Genomic DNA, 13,816 nt, shown 5'->3' with positions numbered 1-13,816 from the left:
GGCGTCGCTGTCTTCCGAGAAAGCATCGCGGCTCGGCGCGTTCGACGACTAACGCCGCACCGTGTACCCGGCGTCTTCGATCGTCTGCGCGACGGCGTCGGCGTCCGGGTTCCCGTCGATCCTGACCTGGTCGGACTCGTTGTCGGCGCGTGCGCTGTCGACGGCGTCCATCTCTTCGAGCGCGGATTCGACAGACTGCTCGCAGCCTTCACAGCTCATCCCTTCGACGGTAAGTTCGTCGACCATACAGTCAACGTACGGGCGGGTCATTTTTCCTCGTTTCGCCTTCGATTATGGGGATTACGGAGCGATAGATTTCGGATTTTGAAGGCCGGGCGCTAGTCATCCAGTCGACATCCTCCTCGCAACTGTCTTTCATAATATATTCAATACCGCACTTTATCGGTATCCGGCGCGTATCCCGAACGATGAAAGAACGAGATTCCACTCTCTCTCTCGACGCGACCTCCTTCGCGGGGTCGGGACGATCGGATTCGGGACTCTCGCCGGGTGTGCCTCCGACGCCATTCCGTCGTCCGAGAACGACAGGGAATCTCCCGCACCTCGAACGACCGTTTCGGGACCAGCAGATACGAAAACACGATTGACTGCGAACGCCAGTACGGTGTCGCCGGCTGGCACGTCAGCTCAGAACTGGCTGTACGACGGAGCGTTCCCCGGCGAGGAACTCCGCGTCACCGAGGGGGACGTCGTCCGCGTCGACCTCTCGAACCGCCTCTCCGAAGGGACGACGATCCACTGGTACGGCGTTCCCGTTCCGAATCCGATGGACGGCGTACCGAACGTGACCCAGCAGCCGATCGAGTCCGGCGAGTCGTTCACGTACAAGTTCCGCGCCGAACCGGCAGGGACGTACTTCTACCACAGCCACGTCGGTCTGCAACTCGACCGGGGGCTGTACGCGCCGCTCGTGATCGAAGAGGAGTCCCCACACGTCGAGTACGACCGCGAGTACACGCTCCTGTTCGACGACTACCTGACGCGACCGCCCGAACCGCTCGGCGATTCTTCGGGCGGCGGTGGCGGCGGCATGGGTGGCGGTGGCGGCGGTATGGGTGGCGGTGGCGGCGGCATGGGCGGTGGTAGTGGGATGGGCGGCGGTGATGGCGGAATGGGTGGCAACGGTAACGGCCAGGGTGGCGGTGGGATGGGCGGTGGAATGATGGGCGACCGCCGTCCACCGTACGCGGGGCTCCTCGTGAACGGTCGCCTTCCGGCTGACCCGGCCACGTTCGACGTCGAACAGGGCGATCGCGTCCGGTTGCGCTTCATCAACGCGAGCAGTGCGACTGCGTTCCGCGTCGGCGTCGCCGGCCACGAACTGACAGTCTCGCACGCGGACGGACGCCCCGTCGACCCAGTGACGGTCGATTCGTTCGTCTTCGGGTCCGGCGAACGCTACGACGCCGTCGTCGAAGCGACGAACCCGGGCGCGTGGGAGATCCGGGGACGACCGCTCGACGCGAACGAACGGCCAGCCAGTGCGGTACTCCGGTACGGCGATGGCGACACGTCGCCGACGCGCCTCGACTCCTGGGGCGAACGCTCGAGTACAGCGACCTGCAGGCGAAACAGGTGCCGCAGGACCTCCGTGGGAGTCCTGACCGGACGTTCGACCTGACGCTGTCGCCCGAGATGGGCGGGTCGTACGGCTGGCTCGTCGACGGCCAGTCGTATCCGGACGCCGACCCCCTCCAGGTGCAGGAGGGCGAGCACGTGCGCGTCCGGATGACGAACAGGAGCCCGGTGATCCACCCGATGCACCTCCACGGCCACTTCTTCCGGGTCGGCGACGCGATGAAGGACACGGTCATCGTACCGGGCCACATGGGGTCGGTGACGTTCGACTTCGTCGCGGACAACCCCGGTGACTGGCTGTTCCACTGCCACAACCTCTACCACCTGGAGGCGGGGATGGCACGCGTCGTCGAGTACGTCTAACGGCAGGGTGAATACGATATCGACCGATTTTGCATCCGACAGCCCGTGGAATGACGAAGGGGACTCCGCACTCGGCGCGCGACGGCGCTTGCTACTGTTCTTGCCGGAGGCGATGGCGGCGCGACTCGAACTCCTCCTCGGAGATGTCGCCACGGGCGTACGCCATCCGCAGCTCTTCGAGCGCGTCGTCTCCACCGGTCCCGTCACGGGTGAGAGCGCGGTACAGGACGTATCCGAGACCGACCACGACGAGCAGCGGAACCAGAGCCATCACCCAGCCCCAGAGTGGTGCTTGCCCGCCGTATCCGGGCCCCATCATCCAGCCGCCCATCATCGGGAACGCGAACACCATCATCAGCATCGGTGCGAGCAGGACGATGGCGAGTACTACGACGATGAGTCGCAACCACGAGTCGTCACGGTTTGTCGTCGTCATGTGCACGGCTACCACGCCAGAGTGCAAAGACGTACCGACCATGCGAGAACGGTGAAGAGAACCCCTCCCGACCAGAAGCCGCGATAGCTCGCCGTCGGCTCCATCCTGTCGTCCCATCGAGACGGTAGTCGTCAACGTGGGCAATCACAATCAAGGGTGCACCTCGCGTCACCCTTGCTGTCCTCTGGGGGGGACGGGAATGAAACGACCAAGGACACGCAGACAGTGCCTGGTACTCGCGACGGTCGGAGTGCTCGTCGCGAGCGCCAGGATCGCGACCGCTGGCGCGGCCACGAGCGCCACGGCAGCGCGGCAACAGAACGTCCAGTCGACGATCGAGTTCCAGGACCAGACGGCCAACGGGACCACCGTGACGGTCGCGTCGGCGACCCTGCCGGACGGGGGGTTCATCCTCATCCACAACGAGAGCGGCGCGGTCGTCGGGCGTTCGAACTATCTCGACGCGGGAACGCACGAGAACGTGGAGATAGAACCCGCTCCGGGCGCGGTCTCGCTGTCGTCACAGATGCAGGAGATGCGGCAGTTGCTGACCGATACGCAGACGCAGGGGACGATGATGGCGATGCAGGCACAGCAGATGCCGCACGGGGCCATGCAACAGATCATGAACGAATCCGGGGAAGGGACCGTGAACGAATCCGGTGGCCATCAGATGGGTGGGATGATGAACCAGACGCAGATGGACCAGATGATGTCGCTCATGTTCCAGCAGATGCAGGACCGCCAGCGGATGCGTGCGTTGATGCAGTCGATGATGGAAAGTGGGCAACACCAGGCCCAGATGCAGGAGATGGCGCAACTGATGGAGCAAACGACGATGCGCGAACGACAGATGCTGATGCACGCCGCCGACGAGTCGCGCGAGCAGGAGCAGATGCGCCAGATGATGCGCCACCAGATGCAGGACTACGCACAGATGCGCCAGTTGATGAGCCAGATGCAGGCCCAGACCCAACAGCAGCGGTCACCACGACCACTGACGGCCATGCTCCACCCAGACGCCAACGACAACCGCCAGCTCGAGTTCCCCGGTGCGGACCAGCCGTACACGCGGAACGGTGACCCGGTGTCGGCCACCGGGCGGGTGCGAGCCTAGCGTCGATCACCCCGAATATCGCCTCTTCTCGAACGCTCCGCGTGTCGCCGCCGACTTCAAGCAGCGAACGCGACTCAACGGGTCGTTCAATGGTACTCGTGGCTCCGGGACGACTCCTGTGCCGAAACCGCCGGGTGTTGGTGTGAAAACTCGCCCGGACGCTCCTCGAACGACCGCTTGCAGTGGTCCGAACAGAAGTAGTACGTCTCGCCGTCGTGAGTGGCGCTCGGCCCGCTCCCGTCGGTACGCATCCCACAGACCGGGTCGCGGTACTGGCCGGGTGCCCCGAGTCCTCGTCGATAGACGGAGAGGACGAACCCGGAGAGGGCGAACGCGAGCACGTTGAGGTAGAACGTGTAGTCGAATGCGAAGTACGTCTGTTCGGTGGCGGTCTGCCCGCCGGCGAGGTCCGGGACGATGCCGAGGAGGGTGAACACCTCCTCCATCAGGAAGCCGGTGAAGGCCATCGTGACGAAGAACACGCCGAGGATGTACAGCATCACCTTCCAGCCGTAGTACTTGCGATAGACGTTGAGCACGGGAATCGTGATGAGGTCGGCGTAGACGAACGCGATGACGCCGGCGAAGCTGATACCGCCGCTCCACAGCGCAACGGCGAACGGCACGTTGCCGATGCTGCCGACGAAGCTGAGGACGGCGATCGTCACGCCCATGACCGCGTTCTCCGCGCTGACGAGCAGCCCGTCTCCCTGCAGGAAGAGCCCGTTCCAGACCCACTGCGGGACGAACACGATGACGAATCCCGAGATGAGGAATCCGGCGACGACGTCCTTCCAGATCATCGACCACTCCTTGCGGTACTGGTTGCCGACCTTGTACCAGCCACCCCACGACAGCAGTTCGTCGCGCCAGCCGCCGCTGCTGGCAACCGCTTGCTGATAGGTCTCCAGACAGCCCGCGGAACAGAACTTCACCGTCTCGCCGCCGTCGGTCACGAGCGAGTACTCGTCTTTTCCCTCCATCCCACAGGTCGGGTCCTCGGTGATGCCGTGTTCGTGGTCGCGCTGGTCGAGTTCTGCTCGAACCTCTTCGAAGAGCGTTTCGGGAAGCGTTGCGCTGACGATGAGCGCCATCACCGCGATGAGAACGAGCCCGCCGAGGATCTCCGCGAGAAGGAACTCCCAGCCGAGGAGCAGCAAGATCATCAGGCCGAGTTCGACGATGAGGTTCGTCGAGGCGAACATGAACGCGAGGACGTTCACCACGTGGGCTCCCTTCTTGAACAGCCCCTTGGCGATCGCGACGGCGCCGAAGCTACAACCGCTACTGGCCGCGCCGAAGACGGTCGCCTTTACGAGGCCGTTCAAGTCATCATCGCCGAGGAGTCGTGCCATCCGTTCTTTCGACACGTAGACCTGCACGAGGCTCGTGACCAGCAGGCCCATGATGATCGCCCACGCGGCAGTCCAGAGGAAACCGACCCCGATACGTACTGCTTCGAGGACCGCACTGGTGAGGGCGGTTTCCATGTAGACCATGCAAAAACCTACATCGGGAGCAGCTTTGCCGGTTTCTCCTCAGAAGATGAGGCCCTACCCGAGGACACCTTCACATCCAAAATATTGCTCCGGTATACCACTGAATATTTCCAGGGTCGTGCAAATACTCAACCAGACGTCGTCCCAAGTGAGTACTATGGCGCACGTCGCTACCCTCATACATCTATACTGGTTCGGAAACGTTCACGGATTCGCCGGAAAGCACTCCATTTCGCTTCGAAGGTCTAGTAGTCAAAGTCGACACCTCGGCGGCGGCATTGATAATGAGTAGCAAGCTGGTTGAACTAGCTCAACGTACCTTCGTCTATCGTCCTCTACGGCGACGCACCAGTCCCAGGAGAGGGGAACGGAAGTTCCGTCGCGCGAAACACGTCGACAGTCGAGCTATCAGGGGTGAGTCCGGCACAGACCGCTGCCCAGGTCGCCACTCGCGGGAACGGCAGGACGAAGCAAGTCCGGATATCGTGATCATCGTCAGTAGCGAAACCCCAGATGGGCGCTCCCTGCTGCCGCGTGGAGTGCGTGCAGCGGTGACCCGGGTCAATCATCTTCCGAGAGGGGCCAGTCACGAGCATCGGCCTCCACGAGTCCAAGCAATCTCTTTCGCCGTTCCGCTGACTCGGCAAGTGCCTTGGCAAACGTCTCGTCAGCGACTGTCGGGACGTCTGCTTCACGGACGATATCGAGGTCGGGAGACGGTGGCGCCTGCCCGGCTGTGTGACCGAACGACGACGTGACCAACTCGATATAGTTCCCGACGCTCGACCGAGCGTTCTCGAGGACGGCTTTACTGGGTCGCTCGCTTTCTGGCACGCCGAATCGCAGCAACGTCAACGCCTCGTCGAGGGCGACGATGCTGAGGACGGTCGCGTACGTACGCTGGTCGCTGTAGAAGTAGTGCAGGATCGGGTAGGCCTTGTGCTTCGTCGCGAGCTCGTTGATATCGCCCGTGAATGAGTTCAGCGGAAGTTCGAGACCCCGGAACGTCTCACCGTTCCACGCGGTTCGAACGATCGTCTCACCTCGCTGGCCGAGGCCACTGACGTTGCTGGCGAACGCTCGTTTCTGCGTGACAGCTTCGAGGACAGAGATCACGTAGCTGACGATCAGCGTGATGAAGAGCATTCCGGTCGCAGTCGTGAGGGCAGTCACGATCTGCCAGATACCGTCTTTCGGCGTGAAGTCGCCGTTCCCCATGGTGAACAACGAATAGCCGACGAAGTAGAGGCGCTCGATCCAGGAGATCGGGCCCGTGTCGCGCGTGTCGATGAGCGAGTTCTCCGCACCCGCGAAGACGAGGGTCCATCCTGCCCAGAGGAGTCCAATCCAGACCGCGAGACCGAGAAGGAGAGTGAGAGGGCCGGCGAGGGTGAGCACTCGAGGGCGTCGACCGCCGACCGTTCGAGTCGTTCGCCACGTCCACGACATGACTCGCGTGGTCAGTGGACCTGCTCCACCCTCCACCCACAGCGTCGTCCAGAGGAGGTCGGTGACCGTGACGACGAGCAAGGCGACACCCAGGACCAATGGAACGGGGTTCATCGGTTCTTCCCGAACTGTGTCGGCTGAGTCACCTGCAACTTCGACGTGCTGGTCGATCGACTCTCGCTCTCTGTTGCTGATCGCATCCCGGGTGGGGTCGTTCTGAGCATCTTCGTCGTAGTCACGTCGCGGCTCTCTGACGCTCCATTCACAGTCGGTCGTCGGTGCTCCGGTCGATTGAGGTGCGTCGTACCTACGTCTTCCAGTCGGAAAGGTACTGGTTAGCTCTGAACGTCGATCGGTGAGCATCCCTTCCTGAGCACCGGAGGCGATTCCAACGGGATTGATCGGCAGTCTGTGGGTGCTCCGAGCTCTCCCGGTTCTGCGGCCCGTTCGACTAGTGTTCCCCGGAAGACGGCAAACTACCGTGATACGGGCTCCGGGAGTTCGGCAACGGCCTGCTTGCTGGCGATCGCCCCTCGCGCATCGACTGTACCGACCGTCGGACGGCACCCGTCCACGAAACGCACTCGACAGATACGACGATAGCAATCACTGACACTGTTTCAGGACCAGTAAATGAGAGAAAGGTTAAACGTTCGGCGGACGGACGCTGCTACCGTCGACGCATGTCAGAACCACAGCCGGTCGGTCTCCGGGCGAAGACGACGAGGCAGGGCGAGGACGACCTGCTGTCCACGACGCAGGAGACGTCGCCAGGGTTGTTCGTCTCCGCTGCGGTAGCGCGGACGGACGAAGGGCGTCCGAGACCAGCCCAGTCTGACGGTTCCTCGTAGGAGACAACGGACAATGACCGAAGACAACAGCGCGATTCCGATCGAATCACACCCGGACCCCGTCCTCGAGTACGCCGTCGAGGACGGACAGCCAGTCGTCGCCGCGACGAACGACGTCTTCGAGGCGACGTTCGAGAACCGCCAGGAGGGCGACCCGGTCGTGGACGTGTTCGACCGGTTCGGTACCGTCGAACCGACCGGCGACGCCGACCCGGAGACGACCATCGTCAACGGCGATGCCGGCGGTATCTATCTCGATGGGGTCGGCACCGGGTCGACGTATCTCGCCCGAGTGGTCCCGACGGATGCCGGAACCGGCTTTCTCGTCTTCACCGACCTCTCCGGATGCGACGAGGTGACGGAGCCTCCTGGCAGCGGTCACGTCGCTAGCGTCATCAGTCACGACCTCCGGAACCCCCTCGACGTCGCGAAGGCGCATCTCCGTGCGGCCGAAGAAACCGGCGACCCGGAACACTTCGCGGCGGTCGCCACCGCTCACGACCGGATGGCCCAGATCGTCCGGGACGTCCTCACGCTCACCCGGGGAGAGGAGGTCGTCGACCCCACAGAAGCGGTCTCGGTCGAGTCGGCGGCCGAAGACGCGTGGTGCTCCGTCGACACGGCAGGGGCAACCCTCGACGTCCCCGACGCCCTGCCGACGACGACCGCCGACCCCGACCGCGTCCGCCGGCTGTTCGAGAACCTGTTCCGGAACGCCGTGGAGCACGGGTCCACGGACGACCGACCGAACCCGGACTCCGCTGGCGAAGGCGTCGCCGCTTCGCACACCCCGGCGGTGACGGTTACGGTCGGCGCACTCGAAGACGGGTTCTACGTCGCCGACGACGGTCCGGGAATCCCGCCGGACGAACGCGAATCGGTCTTCGACCCGGGCTACACCCTCGACGGTGGTGGCACGGGGCTCGGTCTCGCCATCGTCGAACAGGTCGTCGCCGCACACGACTGGGACCTCACGCTCACGTCCGGCCGGGACGGTGGCGCCCGCTTCGAGGTGGAGTTCTGACGATGAACTGCCGCCTGACCGCCGACGGAGCTCTTGGAACTCCGACGGCCGTGGCCGGGAGGACGTGAGATGGACGAACGACTCCAGCGTGCGCCGGTCGGCGTGATCGACGTGGCCGCCGACGGAACGGTGCGGGGCGTCAACGACGTCGCCCGGGAGGTGCTGGACGAACACCGCATCCAGACGGGTGTTTCGATCGAGGACGCCTTCCCCCGTTCCGTGGAAGATTCGCTCGTGGACGCCTTCGACGGTGCCGGGGCGACCGCCGCGGCGTTCGAGGAGTACTACCCCGAGCTAGAGCGGTGGCTCGACGTTTCGGTCGTCCCGACGGACGACGCTGTTACCGTGTACCTCCAGGACGTCACGACGCAACGACGCCACGAGAAGTCACTGGCACGACACCGGAACGAACGGGAACGGCTCGTCGTCATCGACGAGTTGCTCTCGGACGTCCTCGCCGAGCTCGTCGCCGCCTCGTCCCGGGACGAGGTCGCGCAGACGATCTGCGAACGGCTCGGCGAGACGGAGCTCTACGAGTTCGCGTGGCTCGGCGAACGCGAGGCCGGAAGCGACGACCTCGTCGTTCGCGCTGCGGCGGGCGAGACCGGCGAGACGTTCGACGCAGTTCGGGAGAGCCTCGACCGACCGGTCACCACGCTGGAAGAGCGCGCCGTCGAGAGTGGCCGAGTACAGGCCGTCCAGCCGCTCGCCAGCGATTCGGAGATGCCGGAGTCGGTTCGCGTCGCCGGATTCGCCGACGGAATCCAGTCGGTACTGGCCATCCCGCTCGTCCACGGGACGGGCGTGCACGGCGTCGTCGGCGTCTACGCCGCCGGCCAGGAGGCGTTATCCCCCCGCGAACGGACGAGCTTCGAGACCCTCGGCGAGGTGGCCGGCTTCGCCATCACGGCGACGCGAAACCAGAAGCTACTGCTCTCGGACACGATCACCGAGGTGGCGTTCGACGTTCGCGGCGACGCCGTTCTGGCAGCGCTCAGCGAGGAACTCGACGCGAGCGTGTCGCTCAGCGGGCTCGTCTCCCACGGCACCGATTCGTTCCTCTGCTACGTCGACGTCCACGGTGCAACGGGAGAGGACCTGACGGCGGTGGCCGCCGAGCTGGCGAACGTCGGTGGCGTCCGCCGGATCGACAACGCCGACGTGGAGCGCTCGTTCGAGATCGAGATCACGGGCTCGACACCGCTGGTCGAGGCGTTCTCGCTGGGCGCGACCGTCCGGCGGGCGACCTTCGAGGGCGGTGACGGTCGACTCGTCATGGAACTCCCACCGGGCGTGGACGTCCACCGGATAGCCGAAGCGGTCTGCCGGGACGACGAGACGGAGATCGTCGCCAAGCGCGAGCGCGAACGCCCGGTGACGACGGCCCGCGAGTTGCGCGACGAACTCGGCGACGAACTGACGGAGCGGCAAGAGACCGTGCTCCGGACCGCGTATCTCGCGGACTACTTCGAGTCGCCCCGTGGAAGTACGGCCGAAGAGGTCGCCGATTCGCTTGGGATAACGGGGTCGACCCTTCTCTATCACCTCCGGGCCAGCCAGCGGAAGCTCCTGGACGCGTTCTTCTCACGGGACGACACGACGACCGAGTAGGTGGCCGTGCTCACAGGCTCTCGCGGTCGATGCTATCGAATCGGTCGAGGACGCTAGCGTCGTCGAGGAGTCGGCGTGCTCGCTCTTCGAGTCGACTCGCGCGCTCCGCTATCTCGGAGTACGCTTCGTGCTCTCGTCGTCGAACGGCGCTCGTCTCGGACTCGACGACCGCGCGCTTCGACTCGACGCTGAAGTACTCACCGAGCACCTCGTAGGCGAGCACGCGCCGCTGCTGGTCGACCGTCGCGCGGACGTCCTCGCGGTCGACGGGCTTGCAGAGGTAGTCGTCGAAGGGCAGCTCCAGCACGCCGAAGTCGGGGTCGACTGCGGTCACCATGACGACGCGTCCGTCGAAGCCGCGGTCGGCGAGTTCGGCGAGCACGTCGTCGCCGGACAGGCCCGGCATGTGTCGGTCGAGGAGGACGACGTCGACGGTGGACTCGTCGACGATGGAGAGCGCCTCACGCCCGCCGTACGCCGTCTCGACGTCGCAGTAGCCGCGCAAGCGGAGAGCGTACGCGTCGGCCACCTCCTTCTCGTCGTCGACCACGAGGACCGTCACGGTGTCGGGTGCGTCGTTCGCCATGCGTTGCGGGTGTCACCCAACCGTCGTGTCCGAATCCACATAACTGGTCGGCTTCGGGTCGGCACTCGGCCCTCCATTCCGCGATCGACTCTGCACTCCTAGAGTCGCCACTGCAGGTGTGTCCGGATAGCTAGCACCTGCATCCAGTATGGCAGGACGGTCCTCTAGAACCATGGCGACAGATTCGACGATTGTTGGCTCGAAGCGCCCCGCGATCGAAGCCGACGATGGCCCCACGACCGAGGAGGTTCTCGACCTGTTCGGCGACGAGTACACCCGCCGAGTGTTCGAGGCCGTCGCCGAACGCCCACGGTGCGGTCGTGCCGTCGCCGACGCCGCCGACGTCTCACGACCGACAGCGTACCGTCGCCTCAACGCGCTCAGCGACGCGGGTCTGGTGCGGTCGGAGATGGCGTTCTGCGATCGCGGGAACCACCGCGAACGATTCGAGGCGATCGTCGACCGCATCGCGATATCGGTCGACGGAGGGCGCATCGAAGCCACGGTCGACCTCGCTGACTGACGGGGCACGTCGCTCGCTGCAGTCGGCGTGACGCGACCGCTCTTCTGTCGTCTCGTACCGTCTCCACGCGCGAGAGTGGTTCAGGCGTTCGGCTCCGACCGCGCACCGGCGACCGGTCCTCATCATTGCGTCAGCGACCCGGTCGTGACGGGGACGTCTCTGTCGTCCGAGGATTCGACGGCAAATAGAACGGGGGTGGATCCGGAGGGCAGTACGTGCGCTGTCGGCGGCACTCAGCGACAGCCTGTCGAGTTGGCGATGGCGACGACGTCGTCCTTCTGGAGGTCGGCATCGCTGTACACGGTGTAGCGGTGGTCGTCGCAGTTCCAGACGAGGGTCGACCAGTGGTCGTTGGTCTGGTACCAGCCGGTCGTCCCGTCGAGCTGGACCTCGGTCGCGCCGTCGATCGAACTCCCGTTACGGGTGGAGTGGGTGGTGTACTTCCTGAGCGTGATGCCGGCGGAGCCGTTGGTGTAGGTCATGGTCACGCTGGTCTGCTCGTCGTTGTGCATGACGGACGCGTTGGCGAAGGAGAACTCACCGGGCATCGAGGGATCGGGAAGGTCGAAGCCAGCGTCCTCGGCGGCGGCCGACCGCGAGTCGTACTTCTCGTAAGTGTAGTCGTTCGTCGAGTAGTCCTCGACGGTGGCGTCCGCGGGCGGGTCGTACCGGAAGGCGTCCCTGTCGACGTCGGCGTTGAACGTCACGTTCCGGAACGTGACGGTGGTCGTCCGCGTCTCGCCGTCGTAGGTCATCGTCGACCGCTGCTTGATCGGGTACCAGTACTCCGTGTCGACCCAGAGCGTGCCGTTGGTGGTGACGGTCTCGTTCCCCGTGGCGGTGAACTCGACGACGTGGGTCTCGCGCCCGGCGACGGTTTCGGTCCCCCTGTGTGTGAGGGCGTAGTCCTCCTGCAGGTTCGAGACCAGTCGGCTGTAGTTGTACCCGGTGAGCGAGGTGCCGCCGGCGGTGTCGTACCTGGTGGCGGTGTTCTCGCTCGCGTCGTAGCGCCAGGTCGTCGATTCGTTGCTGACCCTGACGTCGTCGGCCTGGTCGGAGTCGCCGACGTACTCGGTGCGCGACAGGCTCTCGTTCGGTATCTCGACGACGTTCTTCGTCACCGTTCGCGTCCGATTCGGGGCGTCGTACGTGACGACCTGGGTCCCCTGGACGCTCTCGATCTGGGCGTGCTTCTGTTCTATCTTCTCGCCGATCTCGTCGGCGGTCATGTTCCCCTGGACGGCAGCGAGGCAGCCGCTCGTCACGAGCAACGCGACGAGGGCGAGGGCCGTCAAGGTGCGTCTTCGCGGGAATCTATGGGGCGACATCGCAGCTGGAAGGTGACACCAGCGACAGATATGTCTGGTCCGTGATTGCTGAGTCGGAAACGGGGCGACAGGTTTAATACGGCTCTGGAAGCGGACGACGGCGCGGGCGCGTACAGACGAGGGCTGCGCGGGGAGGAAGGACAACGAAGAGACTCTGTCAGTCCGTGAGGAACGAGTATAGCGAGGCCAGGACGAACAGGACGCCGAATCCAACCACCAGCAACGGCTTGTCGCTGCTCTCGTGCTTGAGGAACGCCTGGCCGGGAGAGTCCGTCGGCACGTACGCCGTCACCGTGTCACCCGGTTCGTACCCCTTCAGCTGGGACCTTGCCTTCTCTCTGGTGCTGAAGTCGCGTGGCAGTTCCCCTGGATACACGTTCGTTGCGGTGTAGGTCTCTCCCTCGTAGGTGTAGTTGAACGTCGCGCGCGGGACGTAGTCGGTACCGCGTCGCGCGTCGTCCGCCTCCACCGAAGTGGAGCTGATGGTGGCGTCCACCTCGACCGCGGAGTCGAGCGCCGACGACTGTTCGGCGTAGCTGTATCCGCCGTAGCCTATCGTCGCGAGTCCGAGGAGAAACATCAGGGCGATCTGGAACCGTCCGGAGGGACCGTTGAACTCCATATCGGGGAGACATATTCAGGGCGGTTAAAACGTGGACTCTCGTTTCTCGATCTGAATTGTCGGTAGAGCACAGATGCTACAGACACTGGTTTCTGGTCGAGAAACACCGCACAGGGGTATATCAGTCTCTTGTCCCAATCGTGAACTGTTCATGCAAGACCTACACGACGACGCGAGCGGCGTCGGCATACGCGGTGTGGCGATGACAATCGACGCGTTCGTCTGGTTCGCACTGCTGTTCGTTGCCGTCTTCGCGGTGGCGACAGCGACCGGGCAACTCGCGACCACGTCGAACGGACTCGACGCCGACCTCGAGGGAACTGCCGCTTCGCTGGCGCTGGTCCTGTGGCTCGGACTGGCGGTCGGCTACCACTCGGTGCTGGAATGGCGGTTCCAGCAGACGCTCGGGAAGTACCTCGTCGGTATCCAGGTCGTGGACGGCGACGGGACGGCCCCGTCGTTCGGCTCGTCGCTCGCCCGGAACGTGCTGCGACTTCTCGACTGGCTGCCGCTGTTCTACGGCGTCGGTATCGCCGCAATCCTCCTGTCGGACCAGCCCAGACGGGTCGGTGACCGCGTCGGAGGGACGCTCGTCGTCCGGACGTAGGAGGCCCGCATGGGAGACGTCCGTTCGACCGAGTCGGCCGAACCGTCGCTGCGTTCCGTCGCGGTCGTACGACGGAGCCAGTTCCACAGCAGTACTCACGTCCGACGAGCGGGGACGGAGCACCACTGCGTTCATAACACATGCGTGTCAAAATCGGGGTGAACGATAGCGAACGATGTCCCTGGGAGTGACTGTCATCAC

General features: G+C 64.4%; 14 protein-coding genes. 7 read left to right on the top strand and 7 right to left on the bottom strand.

The window, feature by feature from the left end; genetic code table 11:
- Window positions 1-48 precede the first annotated feature (48 nt).
- Window positions 49-246 carry a heavy-metal-associated domain-containing protein gene (locus NKT36_RS00070; protein ID WP_327051918.1) on the bottom strand — a complete coding sequence of 66 codons (198 nt, stop codon included), beginning with the start codon at window positions 244-246 and terminating at the stop codon, window positions 49-51.
- A gap of 358 nt (window positions 247-604) precedes the next feature.
- Here NKT36_RS00070 and NKT36_RS00065 point away from each other — a divergent pair, with 358 nt between their 5' ends.
- Window positions 605-1,642 carry a multicopper oxidase family protein gene (locus tag NKT36_RS00065; protein WP_327051917.1) on the top strand — a complete coding sequence of 346 codons (1,038 nt, stop codon included), beginning with the start codon at window positions 605-607 and terminating at the stop codon, window positions 1,640-1,642.
- Window positions 1,597-1,962, top strand: a complete 366-nt coding sequence (locus tag NKT36_RS00060; protein WP_327051916.1) for a multicopper oxidase domain-containing protein — start codon at window positions 1,597-1,599, stop codon at window positions 1,960-1,962. Before NKT36_RS00065 ends, NKT36_RS00060 begins: the two co-directional genes overlap by 46 nt.
- Before the next feature lie 91 nt (window positions 1,963-2,053).
- Here NKT36_RS00060 and NKT36_RS00055 read toward each other — a convergent pair whose 3' ends face one another.
- Window positions 2,054-2,398 carry an SHOCT domain-containing protein gene (locus NKT36_RS00055; protein ID WP_327051915.1) on the bottom strand — a complete coding sequence of 115 codons (345 nt, stop codon included), beginning with the start codon at window positions 2,396-2,398 and terminating at the stop codon, window positions 2,054-2,056.
- 250 nt (window positions 2,399-2,648) lie between these two features.
- Here NKT36_RS00055 and NKT36_RS00050 point away from each other — a divergent pair, with 250 nt between their 5' ends.
- Window positions 2,649-3,515 carry a DUF7282 domain-containing protein gene (locus tag NKT36_RS00050; RefSeq protein WP_327051914.1) on the top strand — a complete coding sequence of 289 codons (867 nt, stop codon included), beginning with the start codon at window positions 2,649-2,651 and terminating at the stop codon, window positions 3,513-3,515.
- A gap of 86 nt (window positions 3,516-3,601) precedes the next feature.
- Here NKT36_RS00050 and NKT36_RS00045 read toward each other — a convergent pair whose 3' ends face one another.
- The gene (locus NKT36_RS00045; RefSeq protein WP_327053401.1) at window positions 3,602-5,005 is read right to left on the bottom strand and encodes a permease; all 1,404 of its coding nucleotides are present in this window, start codon (window positions 5,003-5,005) and stop codon (window positions 3,602-3,604) included.
- 570 nt (window positions 5,006-5,575) lie between these two features.
- A complete protein-coding gene (locus tag NKT36_RS00040; protein WP_327051913.1) occupies window positions 5,576-6,826 on the bottom strand; it encodes a potassium channel family protein in 1,251 nt (416 codons plus the stop codon).
- Window positions 6,827-7,327: 501 nt separating this feature from the next.
- On the opposite strand from NKT36_RS00040, the gene NKT36_RS00035 reads away from it, so the two are divergent.
- Together NKT36_RS00035 and NKT36_RS00030 are read left to right on the top strand one after the other, a co-directional pair.
- On the top strand, window positions 7,328-8,338 hold the full coding sequence (locus NKT36_RS00035) for a sensor histidine kinase (protein ID WP_327051912.1): 1,011 nt from the start codon (window positions 7,328-7,330) through the stop codon (window positions 8,336-8,338).
- 69 nt (window positions 8,339-8,407) lie between these two features.
- Window positions 8,408-9,949 carry a bacterio-opsin activator domain-containing protein gene (locus NKT36_RS00030; protein WP_327051911.1) on the top strand — a complete coding sequence of 514 codons (1,542 nt, stop codon included), beginning with the start codon at window positions 8,408-8,410 and terminating at the stop codon, window positions 9,947-9,949.
- Window positions 9,950-9,959: 10 nt separating this feature from the next.
- On the opposite strand, the gene NKT36_RS00025 is transcribed toward NKT36_RS00030, so the two are convergent.
- Window positions 9,960-10,535, bottom strand: a complete 576-nt coding sequence (locus NKT36_RS00025) for a response regulator transcription factor (RefSeq protein WP_327051910.1) — start codon at window positions 10,533-10,535, stop codon at window positions 9,960-9,962.
- Between the two features lie 148 nt (window positions 10,536-10,683).
- Between NKT36_RS00025 and NKT36_RS00020 the strand changes: the two genes are divergently transcribed.
- A complete protein-coding gene (locus tag NKT36_RS00020) occupies window positions 10,684-11,058 on the top strand; it encodes a winged helix-turn-helix domain-containing protein (RefSeq protein WP_327051909.1) in 375 nt (124 codons plus the stop codon).
- A 233-nt stretch (window positions 11,059-11,291) separates the two neighbouring features.
- Here the strand turns inward: NKT36_RS00020 and NKT36_RS00015 are convergent, their stop codons facing one another.
- Both NKT36_RS00015 and NKT36_RS00010 read right to left on the bottom strand, forming a co-directional pair.
- Window positions 11,292-12,353: an outer membrane lipoprotein-sorting protein gene (locus NKT36_RS00015; RefSeq protein WP_327051908.1), complete on the bottom strand. Its 1,062-nt coding sequence runs from the start codon at window positions 12,351-12,353 to the stop codon at window positions 11,292-11,294.
- Window positions 12,354-12,543: 190 nt separating this feature from the next.
- The gene (locus NKT36_RS00010) at window positions 12,544-13,008 is read right to left on the bottom strand and encodes a DUF3592 domain-containing protein (protein WP_327051907.1); all 465 of its coding nucleotides are present in this window, start codon (window positions 13,006-13,008) and stop codon (window positions 12,544-12,546) included.
- A gap of 151 nt (window positions 13,009-13,159) precedes the next feature.
- Between NKT36_RS00010 and NKT36_RS00005 the strand changes: the two genes are divergently transcribed.
- Complete coding sequence (locus NKT36_RS00005; protein WP_327051906.1) at window positions 13,160-13,615, top strand: RDD family protein; 456 nt, start codon at window positions 13,160-13,162, stop codon at window positions 13,613-13,615.
- The last annotated feature ends 201 nt before the right edge of the window (window positions 13,616-13,816 follow it).

It is taken from the genome of Halomicrococcus gelatinilyticus (genome assembly GCA_024227995.1).
GTDB classification, from domain to species: domain Archaea; phylum Halobacteriota; class Halobacteria; order Halobacteriales; family Haladaptataceae; genus Halomicrococcus; species Halomicrococcus gelatinilyticus.
This window is presented reverse-complemented; position numbering and strand designations above follow the sequence as displayed.

Excerpts from the sequence above, each read along its gene's own strand:
- NKT36_RS00070 (WP_327051918.1), bottom strand. The coding sequence starts at position 246 with ATGGTCGACGAACTTACCGTCGAAGGGATGAGCTGTGAAGGCTGCGAG.
- NKT36_RS00055 (WP_327051915.1), bottom strand. The coding sequence starts at position 2,398 with ATGACGACGACAAACCGTGACGACTCGTGGTTGCGACTCATCGTCGTA.
- NKT36_RS00045 (WP_327053401.1), bottom strand. The coding sequence starts at position 5,005 with ATGGAAACCGCCCTCACCAGTGCGGTCCTCGAAGCAGTACGTATCGGG.
- NKT36_RS00040 (WP_327051913.1), bottom strand. The coding sequence starts at position 6,826 with ATGCTCACCGATCGACGTTCAGAGCTAACCAGTACCTTTCCGACTGGA.
- NKT36_RS00035 (WP_327051912.1), top strand. The coding sequence starts at position 7,328 with ATGACCGAAGACAACAGCGCGATTCCGATCGAATCACACCCGGACCCC.
- NKT36_RS00030 (WP_327051911.1), top strand. The coding sequence starts at position 8,408 with ATGGACGAACGACTCCAGCGTGCGCCGGTCGGCGTGATCGACGTGGCC.
- NKT36_RS00025 (WP_327051910.1), bottom strand. The coding sequence starts at position 10,535 with ATGGCGAACGACGCACCCGACACCGTGACGGTCCTCGTGGTCGACGAC.
- NKT36_RS00020 (WP_327051909.1), top strand. The coding sequence starts at position 10,684 with ATGGCAGGACGGTCCTCTAGAACCATGGCGACAGATTCGACGATTGTT.
- NKT36_RS00010 (WP_327051907.1), bottom strand. The coding sequence starts at position 13,008 with ATGGAGTTCAACGGTCCCTCCGGACGGTTCCAGATCGCCCTGATGTTT.
- NKT36_RS00005 (WP_327051906.1), top strand. The coding sequence starts at position 13,160 with ATGCAAGACCTACACGACGACGCGAGCGGCGTCGGCATACGCGGTGTG.